The sequence below is a fragment of the Pseudomonas sp. B111 genome, from assembly GCF_026428275.1.
Lineage (GTDB): Bacteria > Pseudomonadota > Gammaproteobacteria > Pseudomonadales > Pseudomonadaceae > Pseudomonas > Pseudomonas aeruginosa.
In genome coordinates this window covers 1,200,152-1,214,267 of the sequence record NZ_CP097857.1, presented here as the reverse complement: position 1 = coordinate 1,214,267, position 14,116 = coordinate 1,200,152, and the positions used below count along the sequence as shown (strand labels likewise).

21 protein-coding genes and 1 tRNA gene are annotated in these 14,116 nt (G+C 62.1%); 7 read left to right on the top strand and 15 right to left on the bottom strand.

From position 1 onward, the window contains the following. Window positions 1-10 precede the first annotated feature (10 nt). Together serS and cysG are read left to right on the top strand one after the other, a co-directional pair. On the top strand, window positions 11-1,291 hold the full coding sequence (serS, locus tag M6E97_RS05585) for a serine--tRNA ligase (RefSeq protein ID WP_003097631.1): 1,281 nt from the start codon (window positions 11-13) through the stop codon (window positions 1,289-1,291). A 1-nt stretch (window position 1,292) separates the two neighbouring features. Beyond that, window positions 1,293-2,690, top strand: a complete 1,398-nt coding sequence (gene cysG / locus M6E97_RS05580) for a siroheme synthase CysG (RefSeq protein ID WP_267262523.1) — start codon at window positions 1,293-1,295, stop codon at window positions 2,688-2,690. Between the two features lie 4 nt (window positions 2,691-2,694). Here cysG and M6E97_RS05575 read toward each other — a convergent pair whose 3' ends face one another. The 7 genes from M6E97_RS05575 to M6E97_RS05545 form a co-directional block, all read right to left on the bottom strand. Further along, the gene (locus M6E97_RS05575) at window positions 2,695-3,669 is read right to left on the bottom strand and encodes a glutathione S-transferase family protein (RefSeq protein WP_003138951.1); all 975 of its coding nucleotides are present in this window, start codon (window positions 3,667-3,669) and stop codon (window positions 2,695-2,697) included. Between the two features lie 87 nt (window positions 3,670-3,756). Beyond that, the gene (locus M6E97_RS05570) at window positions 3,757-4,740 is read right to left on the bottom strand and encodes a glycosyl transferase family protein (RefSeq protein ID WP_003090395.1); all 984 of its coding nucleotides are present in this window, start codon (window positions 4,738-4,740) and stop codon (window positions 3,757-3,759) included. Beyond that, window positions 4,737-5,072, bottom strand: a complete 336-nt coding sequence (locus tag M6E97_RS05565) for a TusE/DsrC/DsvC family sulfur relay protein (RefSeq protein WP_003090393.1) — start codon at window positions 5,070-5,072, stop codon at window positions 4,737-4,739. The genes M6E97_RS05570 and M6E97_RS05565 overlap by 4 nt, the downstream gene beginning before the upstream one ends. Next, window positions 5,069-5,374 (bottom strand): sulfurtransferase complex subunit TusB, encoded by a 306-nt coding sequence (gene tusB, locus M6E97_RS05560; protein ID WP_003090391.1) that lies wholly within the window; start codon window positions 5,372-5,374, stop codon window positions 5,069-5,071. The genes M6E97_RS05565 and tusB overlap by 4 nt, the downstream gene beginning before the upstream one ends. Continuing rightward, on the bottom strand, window positions 5,374-5,733 hold the full coding sequence (gene tusC / locus M6E97_RS05555) for a sulfurtransferase complex subunit TusC (protein WP_003090389.1): 360 nt from the start codon (window positions 5,731-5,733) through the stop codon (window positions 5,374-5,376). Before tusC ends, tusB begins: the two co-directional genes overlap by 1 nt. Beyond that, window positions 5,730-6,125 carry a sulfurtransferase complex subunit TusD gene (tusD, locus tag M6E97_RS05550; RefSeq protein WP_003090387.1) on the bottom strand — a complete coding sequence of 132 codons (396 nt, stop codon included), beginning with the start codon at window positions 6,123-6,125 and terminating at the stop codon, window positions 5,730-5,732. The genes tusC and tusD overlap by 4 nt, the downstream gene beginning before the upstream one ends. 110 nt (window positions 6,126-6,235) lie before the next feature. Beyond that, a complete protein-coding gene (locus M6E97_RS05545; RefSeq protein WP_003090386.1) occupies window positions 6,236-6,904 on the bottom strand; it encodes a Bax inhibitor-1/YccA family protein in 669 nt (222 codons plus the stop codon). Window positions 6,905-7,091: 187 nt separating this feature from the next. On the opposite strand from M6E97_RS05545, the gene M6E97_RS05540 reads away from it, so the two are divergent. After that, window positions 7,092-7,179: transfer RNA gene (locus M6E97_RS05540), tRNA-Ser, on the top strand. A gap of 152 nt (window positions 7,180-7,331) precedes the next feature. Here M6E97_RS05540 and merR read toward each other — a convergent pair. Then, a complete protein-coding gene (merR, locus tag M6E97_RS05535) occupies window positions 7,332-7,730 on the bottom strand; it encodes an Hg(II)-responsive transcriptional regulator (protein ID WP_024956393.1) in 399 nt (132 codons plus the stop codon). A gap of 74 nt (window positions 7,731-7,804) precedes the next feature. On the opposite strand from merR, the gene M6E97_RS05530 reads away from it, so the two are divergent. The 3 genes from M6E97_RS05530 to M6E97_RS05520 are packed head-to-tail and all read left to right on the top strand — an operon-like array spanning window position 7,805 to window position 8,663. Continuing rightward, entirely contained in the window at window positions 7,805-8,152 is a 348-nt protein-coding gene (locus tag M6E97_RS05530; protein WP_024956394.1) for a mercuric transporter MerT family protein, read from the top strand. A 15-nt stretch (window positions 8,153-8,167) separates the two neighbouring features. Next, window positions 8,168-8,443, top strand: a complete 276-nt coding sequence (merP, locus tag M6E97_RS05525) for a mercury resistance system periplasmic binding protein MerP (protein ID WP_024956395.1) — start codon at window positions 8,168-8,170, stop codon at window positions 8,441-8,443. Window positions 8,444-8,450: 7 nt separating this feature from the next. Continuing rightward, complete coding sequence (locus tag M6E97_RS05520; protein ID WP_071534228.1) at window positions 8,451-8,663, top strand: GDCCVxC domain-containing (seleno)protein; 213 nt, start codon at window positions 8,451-8,453, stop codon at window positions 8,661-8,663. A gap of 679 nt (window positions 8,664-9,342) precedes the next feature. Here M6E97_RS05520 and M6E97_RS05515 read toward each other — a convergent pair. Genes M6E97_RS05515 through M6E97_RS05495 form a run of 5 tightly spaced genes read right to left on the bottom strand, consistent with a single transcriptional unit; the run spans window position 9,343 to window position 11,162 of the window. After that, window positions 9,343-9,564: a hypothetical protein gene (locus M6E97_RS05515; protein WP_034005897.1), complete on the bottom strand. Its 222-nt coding sequence runs from the start codon at window positions 9,562-9,564 to the stop codon at window positions 9,343-9,345. A gap of 4 nt (window positions 9,565-9,568) precedes the next feature. Continuing rightward, the gene (locus M6E97_RS05510) at window positions 9,569-9,751 is read right to left on the bottom strand and encodes a hypothetical protein (RefSeq protein WP_034005895.1); all 183 of its coding nucleotides are present in this window, start codon (window positions 9,749-9,751) and stop codon (window positions 9,569-9,571) included. Between the two features lies 1 nt (window position 9,752). Then, window positions 9,753-9,950 (bottom strand): hypothetical protein, encoded by a 198-nt coding sequence (locus M6E97_RS05505; RefSeq protein ID WP_034005893.1) that lies wholly within the window; start codon window positions 9,948-9,950, stop codon window positions 9,753-9,755. Continuing rightward, window positions 9,947-10,414 carry a DUF5681 domain-containing protein gene (locus M6E97_RS05500; protein WP_034005903.1) on the bottom strand — a complete coding sequence of 156 codons (468 nt, stop codon included), beginning with the start codon at window positions 10,412-10,414 and terminating at the stop codon, window positions 9,947-9,949. The genes M6E97_RS05505 and M6E97_RS05500 overlap by 4 nt, the downstream gene beginning before the upstream one ends. A 31-nt stretch (window positions 10,415-10,445) precedes the next feature. Further along, window positions 10,446-11,162 carry a hypothetical protein gene (locus M6E97_RS05495; RefSeq protein ID WP_034005891.1) on the bottom strand — a complete coding sequence of 239 codons (717 nt, stop codon included), beginning with the start codon at window positions 11,160-11,162 and terminating at the stop codon, window positions 10,446-10,448. A gap of 226 nt (window positions 11,163-11,388) precedes the next feature. Here M6E97_RS05495 and M6E97_RS05490 point away from each other — a divergent pair, with 226 nt between their 5' ends. After that, window positions 11,389-11,796 carry a hypothetical protein gene (locus M6E97_RS05490; protein ID WP_034005890.1) on the top strand — a complete coding sequence of 136 codons (408 nt, stop codon included), beginning with the start codon at window positions 11,389-11,391 and terminating at the stop codon, window positions 11,794-11,796. A 209-nt stretch (window positions 11,797-12,005) separates the two neighbouring features. Here the strand turns inward: M6E97_RS05490 and M6E97_RS05485 are convergent, their stop codons facing one another. Then, window positions 12,006-13,520: a DUF3987 domain-containing protein gene (locus M6E97_RS05485; RefSeq protein WP_079385802.1), complete on the bottom strand. Its 1,515-nt coding sequence runs from the start codon at window positions 13,518-13,520 to the stop codon at window positions 12,006-12,008. A gap of 126 nt (window positions 13,521-13,646) precedes the next feature. Further along, window positions 13,647-13,892 carry a helix-turn-helix transcriptional regulator gene (locus M6E97_RS05480; protein WP_034005886.1) on the bottom strand — a complete coding sequence of 82 codons (246 nt, stop codon included), beginning with the start codon at window positions 13,890-13,892 and terminating at the stop codon, window positions 13,647-13,649. Window positions 13,893-14,116 lie beyond the last annotated feature (224 nt).

The window sequence follows — 14,116 nt, the reverse complement described above, 5'->3', positions numbered from 1 at the left end:
AGAAAAGAACATGCTCGATCCCAAACTGGTACGCACCCAGCCGCAAGAAGTGGCTGCCCGCCTGGCCACCCGTGGCTTCCAACTGGATGTCGCGCGCATCGAAGCGCTGGAAGAGCAGCGCAAGTCGGTACAGACCCGTACCGAGCAACTGCAGGCCGAGCGCAACGCGCGCTCCAAGGCGATCGGCCAGGCCAAGCAGCGTGGCGAGGACATCGCGCCGCTGCTGGCCGATGTCGATCGCATGGGCTCCGAGCTGGAGGAAGGCAAGCGCCAACTGGACGCCATCCAGGGCGAACTGGATGCCATGCTGCTGGGCATTCCCAACCTGCCGCACGAGTCGGTGCCGGTCGGTGCCGACGAGGACGCCAACGTCGAAGTGCGTCGCTGGGGCACGCCGAAGACCTTCGATTTCGAGGTCAAGGACCATGTCGCCCTCGGCGAACGGCACGGCTGGTTGGATTTCGAGACCGCCGCCAAGCTTTCCGGCGCGCGCTTCGCCCTCATGCGCGGCCCGATCGCCCGCCTGCATCGCGCCCTGGCGCAGTTCATGATCAACCTGCATACCGCCGAGCATGGCTACGAGGAGGCCTACACCCCCTATCTCGTCCAGGCTCCGGCGCTGCAAGGCACCGGCCAGTTGCCGAAGTTCGAGGAGGACCTGTTCAAGATCGGCCGCGACGGCGAAGCCGACCTCTACCTGATCCCGACCGCCGAGGTTTCGCTGACCAACATTGTCTCCGGGCAGATCCTCGATGCCAAGCAGTTGCCGCTGAAGTTCGTCGCCCATACCCCGTGCTTCCGCAGCGAGGCCGGCGCCTCCGGGCGCGATACCCGCGGCATGATCCGCCAGCACCAGTTCGACAAGGTGGAGATGGTGCAGATCGTCGATCCGGCCACCTCCTACGAGGCGCTGGAAGGCCTGACCGCCAACGCCGAGCGCGTCCTGCAACTGCTCGAGCTGCCGTATCGGGTGCTGGCGCTGTGCACCGGCGACATGGGCTTCGGTGCGACCAAGACCTACGACCTGGAAGTCTGGGTTCCCAGCCAGGACAAGTACCGCGAGATTTCCTCCTGCTCCAACTGCGGCGACTTCCAGGCCCGGCGCATGCAGGCCCGCTACCGCAATCCGGAAACCGGCAAGCCCGAGCTGGTGCACACCCTCAACGGCTCCGGCCTGGCCGTCGGTCGCACCCTGGTGGCGGTACTGGAGAACTACCAGCAGGCGGACGGCTCGATCCGTGTGCCGGAAGTCCTCAAGCCCTACATGGCTGGCATCGAGGTGATCGGCTGACATGGATTTCCTGCCGCTGTTCCACTCCTTGCAAGGGCGCCTCGCGCTGGTGGTCGGCGGCGGCGAAGTCGCCCTGCGCAAGGCGCGCCTGCTGGCCGACGCCGGCGCGCGCCTGCGCGTGGTCGCGCCGCAGATCCACATCGAACTGCGGCATCTGGTGGAGCAGGGCGGCGGCGAGCTGCTCGAACGCGACTACCAGGACGGCGACCAGCCCGGCTGCGCCCTGATCATCGCCGCCACCGACGACGAACCGCTGAACGCCGAGGTGTCGCGAGCGGCCAATGCGCGCGGGATACCGGTCAACGTGGTGGACGCGCCGGCCCTGTGCAGCGTGATCTTCCCGGCCATCGTCGACCGTTCGCCGCTGGTGGTGGCGGTCTCCAGCGGCGGCGATGCGCCCGTGCTGGCGCGGCTGATCCGGGCCAAGCTGGAAACCTGGATTCCCTCGACCTACGGGCAACTGGCCGGACTCGCCAGCCGCTTCCGCCACCGGGTCAAGGAATTGCTACCCGACCTGCAGCAGCGCCGGGTGTTCTGGGAAAACCTGTTCCAGGGCGAGATCGCCGAGCGTGTCCTGGCCGGCCGTCCGGCGGAAGCCGAGCGTCTCCTGGAAGAGCGCCTGGCCGGCGGCCTCGCGCACATAGCCACGGGCGAGGTATATCTGGTCGGGGCCGGGCCGGGGGATCCGGACCTGCTGACGTTCCGTGCCCTGCGCCTGATGCAGCAGGCCGACGTGGTGCTCTACGATCGCCTGGTGGCGCCGTCGATCCTCGAACTATGCCGCCGCGATGCCGAACGCCTGTACGTCGGCAAGCGCCGCGCCGAACATGCGGTGCCGCAGGATCGGATCAACCGCCTGCTGGTGGAGCTGGCCAGCCAGGGCAAGCGCGTGCTGCGCCTGAAGGGTGGCGACCCATTCATCTTCGGCCGCGGCGGTGAGGAAATCGACGAACTGGCTGCCCACGGCATACCTTTCCAGGTCGTGCCGGGAATCACCGCGGCCAGCGGCTGCGCGGCCTACGCCGGGATTCCGCTGACTCATCGCGACCATGCGCAATCGGTTCGTTTCGTCACCGGTCACCTGAAGGATGGCACCACCGACCTGCCGTGGCAGGACCTGGTAGCGCCTGGCCAGACCCTGGTGTTCTACATGGGCCTGGTGGGATTGCCGGTGATCTGCGAGCAACTGGTCGCCCACGGTCGCTCCGCGCAGACCCCGGCGGCGCTGATCCAGCAGGGGACCACCGCCCAGCAGCGGGTATTCACCGGAACCCTGGAAAACCTGCCGCAGCTGGTGGCCGAGCACGAAGTGCATGCGCCGACCCTGGTGATCGTCGGCGAAGCCGTGCAACTGCGCGACAAGTTGGCCTGGTTCGAAGGCGCCCGCGAGGACGCCTGAGCCTTCAGCCTTCTCCCCAGATGCCCTTGCCGGGAAGTCGTTCCCGGCCTGGCGCGCGCGCTAGGTCGAGACGCGGGCCCAGCGGTACTATCCCGGTCGGGTTGATGGTGCGGTGGCTGGCGTAGTAGTGCCCCTTGATATGTTCGAAGTCCACTGTCTCGCCGATGCCCGGGCGTTGGTACAGTTCGCGCAGCCAGCCGGAAAGATTCGGGTAGTCTTCGATGCGCCGCAGGTTGCACTTGAAGTGTCCGTGGTACACCGCATCGAAGCGCACCAGGGTGGTGAACAGGCGGATATCGGCCTCGGTCAGGTATTCGCCGGCCAGGTAGCGGCGTTCGCCGAGCAAGCCTTCCAGGTAGTCCAGTTCCTCGAACAACTGGACGAAGGCCTCCTCGTAGGCGTCCTGGCGAGTGGCGAAGCCAGCACGGTACACGCCGTTGTTGACCGCAGGATAGATGCGTCCGTTGAGGCGGTCGATCTCCTCGCGCAGCGGCTCCGGGTAGAAGTCCAGCGCGTTGGCGCCGATGGCGTCGAAGGCGCTGTTGAAGATGCGGACGATATCGGCTGATTCGTTGTTGACGATCTTCTGCGCCTGCTTGTCCCACAGCAGCGGCACCGTGACCCGGCCGCTGTAGTGCGGGTCGTCGCGGGTATAGCGCTGGTGCAGAAAGGCCAGGCCGTCGAGGCGATCGCCAGTGGAGCCGTGGGCGGGGTCGAAGGTCCAGCCGTTCTCGCGCATCAGCCAACTGACCACCGAAACATCCACCAGCGACTCCAGCCCCTTCAGCTTGCGCACGATCAGGGTCCGATGGGCCCAGGGGCAGGCCAGCGAGACATAGAGATGGTAGCGCCCGCCCTCGGCGGGGAACGCCGGCTCGCCCAGCCAATGGCGGCGCTGGGCGTTTTCGCGCTGGAAGCGGCCGTCTTTCTGTGTGTCATACCACTGGTCGTGCCAGCGGCCATCGATCAACTGTCCCATGAGCGGGTTCCTCCATACGTCGTTGGAGGAACAGTCTAGTGTCGGTCGATCGATAAATTTATATAAATAAAGGGCTATTCGTATCGATCAGATCGATTCGTTTCGGGTCGCCCAGTAGTGTGCGGCTTCCTTGAAGGCTTCTTCGCGATTCTTGCCAAGGGCCCGTAGCGCCAGGGCCATGCTGGAGAGCACCGCCAGGTGGCCATAGGCGTCGCCTTCGCGGCCGTCCCAGACGGCCCGAAGGAAACCCGGGTCGAGCTGTTCCGGCTTCATGTGCCGGTGCGTCGACAATGCCGGCCATTCCTCGTCCCAGGCTTCGCCCTGGTCGCAACCATACAGGTGGGCGACGACGTCCGGGTTGACTTCGACCTCGCCGCCTTCGCCCTTGATGACGATGGCCCGGTCGCCGAGCAGGCGGCTGGCCTCGCGGTGGGTTTCCTGGTAACCGGGGTGGAAGATGCTCTGCAGGATGCAATCCGCATTCAGGGGGTTGAGCAGGCGAACCAGCGAATGGATCGGCGAGCGCAGACCGAGGGTATTGCGCAGATCGATCATACGTTGCAGCACCGGCATCCAGGCGCCGAGCGGAATGAACGCCAGGTGGCCGCGCTCCAGGGCCTGTTCTACCTGCAGCCAGTCGTGGCAGAGCGGGATCTCCAGCGCCGCCAGCAACTGTTCGCTGTACAGGCGTCCGGCGGTATGCGCGCCGCCGCCGTGCATGAGGATGCGCACGCCATGGCCGGCCAGGCACTTGGCGGCCAGCAGGTACCAGGGCAGGTGGCGCTTCTTGCCGGCGTAACTGGGCCAGTCGAGGTCGACGCGCAAGGACGGGACTTGCAGGCGCTCGCGCACCGCCTCGGTGAAACCGGCCAGTTCCTCGCTGCTTTCCTCCTTGTGCCGCAGGAGCATGAGGAAGGCGCCCAACTGGGTGTCCTCGACCCTGCCGTCGAGGATCATGCCGAGGGCCTCGCGGGCTTCCTCCCGGGTCAGGCTGCGCGCTCCGCGCTTGCCTTTGCCGAGGATGCGGACGAACTGGGCGAACGGATGTTCGGCGGGAGTCGAGATAGTCATAGACAGTTGCTCGGTTTCGGCAGGCCGGCCAGCTTCGCGCCAAGCTTGGCCGGGGCGCCCTTGAACAGGTGGTTGAGGTGCAGGCTGTTGCCCTTGTCCGGACCCAGTCGCTGGGCGACGTACTTGATCAGCGGGCGGTTGGCCGGAGACAGCTGGAACTCCGCATAGAACTCGCGGAGCAGTTGGAGAATCTCCCAGTGCTCGGCGGTCAGGGCCAGCTCCTCGCGGGCGGCCAGGGCTTCCGCCACCGGCTCCGACCAATCGTCGAGGGCGGCGAGGTAGCCGTCCTTGTCCAGCCGGATTTCCCGGCCTTCCAGCGTAAGGAGCGTCATAGCCAACTGTTGACCTTGTCGAAGCGGGTGGCGAGTTCGACGAAGCCGGGGTAGTCCACCGCCACCAGGCGAGCGGGGACGTCCTCGATACCGCGCGCCTGGAGGTCTTCCAGCAGGGCGAACAGTTCGATTTCCGCCGGCATCAGTTCCAGGGCCTGGCAGGCGTGGCTGCCGGCCAGCAAGGCGTGCACGGCGTCGCCGCAGAGCAGCAGGCCGTCGCCGGGGTTGAGCAGGTACAGGCAACTGCCCAGGCGGCCGTCATTGAACGGCGAGCGGGACAGTACGTGGAGGGTCGTGGCCATCAGAGGGTAATCACCTGGTCGTAGCGTTGCAGCAGGTCGCGCAGGGCCTGGTCGTCGAGCACCTCGACCGCGAGGGCCAGGCGCTCTTCCGCCAGGCCACGCTCGCGCAGGCTGCGGGCCGAGACGTAGAGGTCGTCCACGCCGAACATCGGCAGGGCCTGCAGGTTGGCCTGCAGGTCCTTCTGCTGCAGGTGCGCAGGATGCTGGCCGGGAGCCAGCTGGAACGCGCCGTCGTCGAGGAACAGCATGCCGACCGGTAGATCGAAGGCGCCGCCGGCCAGGGCTATGTCCAGCGCCTCGCGGGCGCTCGGGCCGGACCAGGGCGACTGGCGGCTGATGATCAGCAGCGACTGGCTCATCGGTCGCCTCCGAAGCAGACCAGGCGGTCCGCGCTTTGCGCCGCCTCGTGCAACTGGCCGAGTCCGGACAGTTCCCATGGTGCGCCAAGGTTGGCGCCGGGACGGCCGTAGCGTTCGGCTTCCTCGGCGTTCAGCACGCCGCGGCGCAGGGCGGCGGCGATGCAGACCACGGCGTCCAGGCCGTTGCGCTCGACCAACTCGCGCCAGGCGGCGGGCAGGTCGAACTCGTCCTGGCCGCTCACGACGTTGGCCGAGGCGCTGTGCACGCCGTCCTGGTAGAAGAACAGGCGGACGATTTCGTGCCCGCCGGCCAGCGCGGCTTCGCTGAAGCGCAGCGCGCGGCGGGCGGCGGGGGAGTGGGGAGGGTCGAATAGGGCGATGGCGAATTTCATGCTGCGATACGCGAAGGATTTCTTCGAATGATAAACCAATGCCTGTGTTTTGCCGGTCCTCAAATGAAAAAGCCCGTCGCGGGGACGGGCTTTTCCGGAGGCGCTTTCTATCAGTCGTCGCCGCCGGCGATGCCGAAGATCTGCAACAGGCTGATGAACAGGTTGTAGATCGACACGTACAGGCTGATGGTGGCCATGATGTAGTTGCGTTCGCCGCCGTGGATGATCGCGCTGGTCTGGTAGAGGATCATCGCCGAGGAGAACAGGACGAAGCCGGCGCTGATCGCCAGTTGCAGGCCACTGATCTGGAAGAACAGCGATACCAGCACGGCGCCCAGCAGGACGAAGAAGCCGGCGGTGATGAAGCCGGACAGGAAGCTCATGTCCTTGCGGGTGGTCAGCACATAGGCGGACAGGCCGAAGAACACCAGGGCGGTCATGGCGAACGCCGAAGTGATGACGCTGCCGCCGTTGGGCAGGCCGAGGTACATGTTGAGGATCGGGCCGAGCGTGTAGCCCATGAAGCCGGTCAGGGCGAAAGTGCTGACCAGGCCCCAGGCGCTGTTGCGCAGCTTCACGGTGAGGAAGAACAGGCCGTAGAAGCCGATCAGCACCACGAACACGTTCGGATAGGGCAGGCGCATCTGCTGCGAAACGTAGGCCACCAGGCCGCTGAAGGCCAGGGTGAGTGCCAGCAGGCCGTAGGTATTGCGCAGAACGCCGCTGACTTCACGCTGTTCCGCGACGGCGGAGTTCAGCTGATATTGCTGTTCTTGCATGGTGTGGGTACTCCTTAACGGGAACGGGTCCATGACGTACTGATGGGCATGATAGCAAAGCCTCTGCCAGGGCCAATCGATAGAGTTTGACAGTGTGTTGCTATCCGGTACTATGGCGCCCCGCGATGCGGAGGTGTGGCCGAGTGGTTTAAGGCAACGGTCTTGAAAACAGTTGTAGGATGAATTTGGAAGCGTGGCAGAGTGGTCGATTGCAACGGTCTTGAAAACCGTCGATCCGCAAGGGTCCGTGAGTTCGAATCTCACCGCTTCCGCCAATAAAAACAAGCGCTTAGCGTAGTTCTGTGAGCGCGCAAAGGGTTTGTGAAAAGCGACAAAAAGCCCCGCCAGTCGGGGCTTTCTTGTAGTTGGGCAAAAGGTGTGGCGTAAGCACACCATAAGCAGTTCGCGTGACAACTACCTACGAAGCTCAGTCTGCTGCCAGTGTGTGAATGATCGGGCATGCCCCTTTCATGCCAGACGATTCGCACTCGCGCATCAGGTCAGCAAGCGCCTTGCGCATCGCAGTCAAGTCCGCGAGCTTGGCATCAATGATTTGGAGCTTGTGAGCAGCAAGGTCGAGCGTCTCTGCGCATGCGCACGCTTCCTCGAGCCTCAAGAGACCGGCGATCTCGTCCAGTGTGAATCCTAGAACCTGCGCGCGGCGGATAAATCGTAGACGCTTGACTTGCTGCGGCGCATAGCGGCGATGACCGCCCAGAGGCTTGGGTGGCTCATCCAGCAAGCCTCGCCTCTGGTAGTACCGGATCGTCTCGATGTTCACGCCAGCCGCATTTGCCAGCTTGCCGATAGTTAGCTCTGCCGCCATCAAATTCCCCTTGATCCCGTACCTAGGTACAGCATTTAGAGTAGCACCAGGCAGATAGGTTCAAGGAGACTCTTATGGCACAACTCACCGGCAACGGCTCATTGATTGCGGGTGCCTTGGCCGCAATCGGTGCCTCGGTGTGCTGCGTCGGCCCTCTCGTGCTGTTGACCCTCGGCATCGGCGGTGCATGGGTCAGCAGCCTGACCGCACTTGAGCCATATCGACCGATCCTCATCGGACTGACACTGGTGTTCCTCGGGCTTGCGTTCCGCAAGCTCTATCTAGTGCCTCAGGCCTGCGCGCCAGACACGCCTTGCGTTGATGCACGAACGCGCAAGCGCCAGCGACTAGTGTTCTGGATCGTTACTGTGCTGCTCTTCGCCTTGTTGTCGGTGCCGTGGCTGGCCCCACTGTTCTACTGATAGGAGGTTGTTCCCATGCGCCGATTGTTAATTACCACGCTTGCAGCGCTTCCGTTGGCGGTGTTCGCCGGTACGCCGAAGACGGTCACTCTTGATGTCCAGAACATGACCTGTGGCACATGCCCAATCACGGTCAAGAAGTCGCTCGAAAAGGTCGTTGGCGTGAGCGCGGTGAAAGTTGATTACGACTCGAAGACCGCCACGGTGACGTATGACCCTGACAAGGCGCAGCCGCAGGTGCTGACTACAGCGACGACAAACGCCGGTTATCCCTCCACAGTGCGGAAGTGATACTACTATGGATGCCGTTGTCCTTGAGTCTGTGCTTACGTGTCCGCATTGTGGCTTCGCAAAGAAGGAAACCATGCCAACCGATGCGTGCCAGTTCTACTACGAGTGCGAGAATTGCAAAATTCTGCTGCGCCCAAAGCCGGGTGACTGCTGCGTATTCTGCTCGTTCGGATCAGTGCCTTGCCCGCCGATCCAGACTCAGAAACAGTGCTGTGGTTAGTACGCTGGGCTTATGCGCTCCCGGTTGAACCGAGCTAACCACAAGCCCATCAATCGGTTAGCGGGCAAGCCCGAATAACTCCGTGTTTGTCGTTCCTTGCCCGCTGGCATGCGCGCCGCTACAGGCCGCGTGCCGTGCTCGCCAGTACCCTAGCGGCGGCGGTGTGGTGATCGTCGCCCCTGCCGCCCGCAGCGCTCGCGTACTCACGACAACGGGCACCATGTGGCACCCGTTGAAGGCAGCGTCAGACAGGCAGGAGCCTTCCTGTCCCGCTGCTGCGGTGGTTGGATTTACGAGGGACTCTCCGCTATGCCTCGGCTCCCGTGGGACTAGAGCAGGTCGTAATCAACGTCTTTTCTGCGACAGCCCAGAACCCCTGTGGCGCTCATCTCGTCGCACATGCGCAAGCGCGCCACGTCTTCCGAAAAGAACCACTTCCCGCAGCGCATGCACTTCTTCCACCCGACATGCCTGACCACACGGGGCGGATCGAAAACAACGTCAAGGACTGGTTCCCGTCGCGTGCCGCCATCCTGTGGCCAGCGCTGGGGTATCACGAAGCCATAGGGGTTGGCTTCTGCTTTGAGGTTTGGGGCGGGCTTGGGCTTGGGCGCGACCTGTGGCCCGCTGCGGTGGTTCGTCGGCTGGGGTTGCCAGTTCGCAAGCCATGCGGGTTGACTCATCGCAGCAGACCCTCCCCAGCGATTCCGCTTCGCGCGGTGCCGTCGCTGATCCAATTCAGCAGACAGTGCAGCACCACGGGGCCATCAGCGGGACACATGCGACCGTCAGCAACGGCAGCGCCGAAGTTCTCGCTGATCCAGTCGCACATTTCCTCGCCAGCACCGCGCGAGCGCTCCAGCTTGCGCAACCGTGCCAGCATGCCCCGCGTGTCGGCCATGTGGTTACTCCTTCAGTTCGCGCAACGCCTGCCCCAGCTTGACCGCGCGTAGCAGGTTCAAGTCAGACATGGTTTGCCGGTCTGCTTGTGCCTCAATGCGGTGCTGGTGAATGAGCTTCACCTCGTCAGGGGTTGCGGGCGTGCTGACTGGCGCGTTCTCGCGCGGGTCGGTGTGCATATTGCGCATGTCAGTGATCCTCCAGTGGGCCAATTCGTTGAAGCAGTCGGGCGGCTTGCCAGCGGACAGATGGTTCGTCGCTGTTAAGAATCGCCTCGTAGCATGTGGTGACGATCAGACGCTTATCGCCTTCCAGTTCCTTCTTCTCCTGCGCGATCTGCGCAGCGCTGCGAGGCTTTAACCACGCATAAGGGGTCGTGTAGCTCATTGCTTGTCCTCCAAGGCTTGTAAGCGCGATTCAAGTTCTGCGATTTGCTTGATGCCGTAGAGGGTCGAGATGCCTTCCAGAATCTGCTTACCTACATCAGGCGCGACCTTGCCTTCCGAGATGGCTTGCAGCACCGCTTCTGCCTGCTCGGTCACAGATGCAGACGCATCGAAATCAAACTCCACCTTCTCGGACTGTGCGCGCAGTGCAGGCATGACACGCGACAGGATCAGGTTGGCCGCTTGCGGGTCACCTTCTAGCGCTTGGGCAATCATTCGATCCACGATGCCTTGCGCGTCGTCCAGCATGCGCTGGGCGAGCTTGGCGCGCTTGTCGCTGATGCCCTTCGGGCGACCGGCAGGGTTCGGGGACTTCATGCCCTTCTGCCATTTCGGGTTGCCCGGTGGCGGTGCGGTGTCGGGCTGGTAGCCCTTGAGCCATTCAGGCTGAACTACTTCGGTCATGGGCGAGTCCTCTTGATAGATCATCTAAAGATCACTGACCGAGGTCTTGCAGCACGAACGCCTTCTCAGCATTCGTCTTGGCTTGACGAAGTGCGGCGGCTTTGTGCGGTGGTGCGCCGACTGCTTTCTCAAGCTCCTTGAAGACCAAGCCTGCCCGTTCTTCGATCATCTGCTTGGCACCCTTCATTGCTTTGAGGCGCTGGGCAATCTCCGGCGCGCTGCGCTCGTTCCAGAAGCGAACATAGGTAGCTTGGAAGTTCGCATCGAGACCGGACAGGTATGCAGGCGCTCCCAGCAGTGCGCTGACGGTAGTGTGGTCACCCTCGTCAATGGCCTGCTGGATAAATGCGTGTCGCTTCTCGTTGGGCAGGTTCTTCGCGTAGGAACGAATCTCGGCGCTGATGCTTTGCGCTGCCTTCGATTCAATAGGTGCGGCAAGCTGCTGCTCCAGCATCGCAATACCCTTTTCGAGATTCGAGCGGGTCACGTCGAAGCTCTTGCAGATTTTGTTGAAATGCTTCTGCGCGAAGTCATCGGTGTGGATGATCTGCATGGCCTCATTCCAGGTCGGATTGAGGGCGGCAGCTTCTCGGGCTGACCACACAGCGCGCACACCTTCATAGGCGGTGCTGAATGCGGTCATGGTCGGGCCGAGATACGGCGCGGTCTGCTCGTCGTAGCCTTCGATGCTCTTCACGTTATCGGGGTGCAGTGTTGGCGTGATACGCGGATCAATGTTGTCTGTCATGGCGAAACTCCTTGATAAATAGGCGCGTTTTTGTACGCAGTGCTTACATGCTGTGAAAGATCAGCGAAGGTCCGCAAGGAAAACAAAAACATGCAAACAGCGAACAAGTAATTCAGCGTTATTCGTTCTTAATCCTGTCGCTGTCGCATGCGTCCAAAAAGTCGTTGCCGCTTCTCGGAGACCTGTCTTGCAATGTGCGCACTTCAACCCGCACAGGAGCAACGACATGACCGACAAGACCTACACGAAACGTGAGAACGCCCGCCGCGCTGGTGTTGCCGCTGGGGTGCCCGCCGAACTGGTAGAGATCACCGTTCACAAAAACGGCGATGAGGTGCGCTTCGGCTGGAAGGCGATGGAAGCACCGGCACCCGCTACCGCCGACGCTGTGTTGACCACAAGCAAGCCGAAGAAAGCAGCCCCGAAGGTGGAGCGTGTCGAGCAGAACGGCGTGAAGCGTCCAAAGGATGGCGGGCTGTGCGCTGCGGTTTGGGCATGGCTGGACGCACACCCGGACGCAACGATCAAGGACGCGAAAGCCGCTGCACCGGAGAACGGCTGGAACGCGAACAACGTGGCCTGCGAGTTTTACGCTTGGCGCAAGTTCAATGGCCTGTCACGCGCTACCGCATAACCGTAGGCCGGAACTGTTGGACGATATAGAATTTAGGCCGTTTAGGCGTTTAGAGGGTGCAGGCAGCGCCATACAGCACCAGCAAACTACACCCCTGTCTAAACTTTTAAATTTCTATATTTTGTATGCAAGTACATGTGCAGCAAGCACTTAGCGCTGACTCGCGTATAGATCGCCGCCTAGTTTGTTAGACGGCGATCTATGTTAGTTCATTGGGGCAGCTTCAAAATGCGGAACGCCTTGCCGAATTCGCTGTACTGCTCTACCAATACATCCTTTTTCACTTCCATGATGTAGCCGCTATCAGCAAGGCTGCGCAATGCGTGGTCAAGTGCAGCGGTAGCGCTTCCCGACCTGTGCTTCTGGAAGGCTGGTAGCGAGGCGGTGCGCCGCTGGAGATACGCACGCGGAATGATTGAATTTGCCCGCATGCTGGGGTGAATCTTGTACCCCTTAGAAGGTTCCTCTACGAGATACTCCTTCATGATGGAGAGCAGCTTGCGTTCACATACGTCGCTTCCCTCGCCAATATCACCACTGCGCAGGCGCTCGCTGAATAAAGCGATGTCATGCCGAATTAGGTCTATCGCCCATTGGGCGTGTTCGACATTGACGCACGGGTGAACGTGGTTATCAGCTACCGCGAGCAGCGCCGCGATGCGTAGTGACTTTAGTTGTGCGCGGTTCCACATCTGACGGCGTGATTCATCGTCAGTGCTATTCACCTCGGCGTCACATTCCTGGTCGAACTGATCGAATAGCTCCGTAGCTGGCTCATCGAACTGCACGGGCAAAGGCTTTCCGTTTGATGCGAGCAGTTGGGCGTGAGCTGTCAGCGAGGCGAACCATTGCGCCCATGCGTCCGGCAGTTCGGTGAAGTAATGCGGGTTTCTCGGTGGGCGCTGGCCTGTGTATTCCACGACCGTGAAGCGAGATAGAAAGCCGTCCTCCATCATGTCGGAGGTTAATGCTTCCCGGAAGGTGCCCGGCGTAGAGTCGCCTATCATGCTGTACGACGCGCCGACGATGCTGGCGACGTTGTTATCCTTGTTGCTGTAGTCGATCCCGCCAGCAATGGCGTTAGGGCCGGACTTGGAATAGATCTTTGTCATGACAGAGCGCAGGCTCTGCATTGCGGGGTCTTTGCCGTTGCTCATGGCTTTGAGCTTGCGTCCAAACTCGCCCGCTATGTGGGTAAAGCAAGGAGCGTTGGCGACTGCCTTCGTCAGCGCTTGCCCGGAGGCATATTCGTTAAAGCTGAAGTGTGCTTCCACGTCCTGCCGATACTTTCCCGCGCCGTGAATGAACATGGAGATGCCTTCTGACATTGCCTCCTTGCCAATACCGCTACGCGCCAGCAGGACGATATAGACGTTCAAGCCTGATTTCGGGATTACCCAAGACCGACCGCATACGCCAGCAAGTAGCCCAAGTGCAGAGACAATGGCGACCTCCGGCACGGGGCGCATTGAACTGGTGTAGATCAGATTGGCAATGCTGCCCGCTATTCCCGGCGGCCAAGCAAGCTGGCCTTCCTTGCGCGCTGGCGCAGGCCCCACAGCGGCGGCAGGGGCCGCGATCAGCGCTGCGCCAGTGCTACCCCCTTGGCGAGCTTGGTACTCCCGTACAGCCTCGGCTTCTACCGCTGTCCAGTGCGCAAGCTCTGCTTGCAAAATATCCGAGCCGTCAGACGCGGCTTGTCCTACGCTATGCGTGCTGTGCATGTTGTTCCTCTCTAAAGCCGTCCTGACCCGACGGCTTTTTTCTTGATGGAGTTATGCAGGGCTTATCGGCGGGTGTGCGGGGTCGGCAAGTTGCGCGGCTGCATTGGGTTTTCGTCGCCATGACCGTCAAACTGCTTGTTTGGCGTTCGGCGCGTAGGCGCTGGTGCTGCGGAAGGATTGCTGCTCCAGCCACTCGTCAATATCGGAGTCCCGATAGCGAATGGGAGCCTGCTTGGAATCGCCCAGCTTGATGAACTTCGGGCCTTTGCCCTTACCCCGCCAGATTTCGAGGGTGTTGGGCTTGATCTTGAGCCGCTTGGCGGCTTCGTCATTGGTGCGCAGGTTCGGGTCGAGCGCGGAAATTGTGGTCATGGCAAGTAGTCCTCGGACCTTGCCTTGCCAGCGCATGCAATAGGAGCGTCAGCAAGGCGAATGCTTGCCGTCGGTTCTTCAGAATGGTCACTCGGCCTGACGGATTTGGCCTGTGTCCGGGTCCTGGGGGACTTTCACCCTTGCTCTACCGGCTCCGTCTCTGGAAGTTGCCTCGCGGGCGTGCCCCAGTGCGGCACACTGCCAACCCCGCGTTGCACGGGGGT

Coding starts and splice junctions, on each gene's coding strand:
- serS (WP_003097631.1), top strand. CDS start 11: ATGCTCGATCCCAAACTGGTACGCACCCAGCCGCAAGAAGTGGCTGCC.
- cysG (WP_267262523.1), top strand. CDS start 1,293: ATGGATTTCCTGCCGCTGTTCCACTCCTTGCAAGGGCGCCTCGCGCTG.
- M6E97_RS05575 (WP_003138951.1), bottom strand. CDS start 3,669: ATGGGACAGTTGATCGATGGCCGCTGGCACGACCAGTGGTATGACACA.
- M6E97_RS05570 (WP_003090395.1), bottom strand. CDS start 4,740: ATGACTATCTCGACTCCCGCCGAACATCCGTTCGCCCAGTTCGTCCGC.
- M6E97_RS05565 (WP_003090393.1), bottom strand. CDS start 5,072: ATGACGCTCCTTACGCTGGAAGGCCGGGAAATCCGGCTGGACAAGGAC.
- tusB (WP_003090391.1), bottom strand. CDS start 5,374: ATGGCCACGACCCTCCACGTACTGTCCCGCTCGCCGTTCAATGACGGC.
- tusC (WP_003090389.1), bottom strand. CDS start 5,733: ATGAGCCAGTCGCTGCTGATCATCAGCCGCCAGTCGCCCTGGTCCGGC.
- tusD (WP_003090387.1), bottom strand. CDS start 6,125: ATGAAATTCGCCATCGCCCTATTCGACCCTCCCCACTCCCCCGCCGCC.
- M6E97_RS05545 (WP_003090386.1), bottom strand. CDS start 6,904: ATGCAAGAACAGCAATATCAGCTGAACTCCGCCGTCGCGGAACAGCGT.
- merR (WP_024956393.1), bottom strand. CDS start 7,730: ATGGCGGCAGAGCTAACTATCGGCAAGCTGGCAAATGCGGCTGGCGTG.
- M6E97_RS05530 (WP_024956394.1), top strand. CDS start 7,805: ATGGCACAACTCACCGGCAACGGCTCATTGATTGCGGGTGCCTTGGCC.
- merP (WP_024956395.1), top strand. CDS start 8,168: ATGCGCCGATTGTTAATTACCACGCTTGCAGCGCTTCCGTTGGCGGTG.
- M6E97_RS05520 (WP_071534228.1), top strand. CDS start 8,451: ATGGATGCCGTTGTCCTTGAGTCTGTGCTTACGTGTCCGCATTGTGGC.
- M6E97_RS05515 (WP_034005897.1), bottom strand. CDS start 9,564: ATGGCCGACACGCGGGGCATGCTGGCACGGTTGCGCAAGCTGGAGCGC.
- M6E97_RS05510 (WP_034005895.1), bottom strand. CDS start 9,751: ATGCGCAATATGCACACCGACCCGCGCGAGAACGCGCCAGTCAGCACG.
- M6E97_RS05505 (WP_034005893.1), bottom strand. CDS start 9,950: ATGAGCTACACGACCCCTTATGCGTGGTTAAAGCCTCGCAGCGCTGCG.
- M6E97_RS05500 (WP_034005903.1), bottom strand. CDS start 10,414: ATGACCGAAGTAGTTCAGCCTGAATGGCTCAAGGGCTACCAGCCCGAC.
- M6E97_RS05495 (WP_034005891.1), bottom strand. CDS start 11,162: ATGACAGACAACATTGATCCGCGTATCACGCCAACACTGCACCCCGAT.
- M6E97_RS05490 (WP_034005890.1), top strand. CDS start 11,389: ATGACCGACAAGACCTACACGAAACGTGAGAACGCCCGCCGCGCTGGT.
- M6E97_RS05485 (WP_079385802.1), bottom strand. CDS start 13,520: ATGCACAGCACGCATAGCGTAGGACAAGCCGCGTCTGACGGCTCGGAT.
- M6E97_RS05480 (WP_034005886.1), bottom strand. CDS start 13,892: ATGACCACAATTTCCGCGCTCGACCCGAACCTGCGCACCAATGACGAA.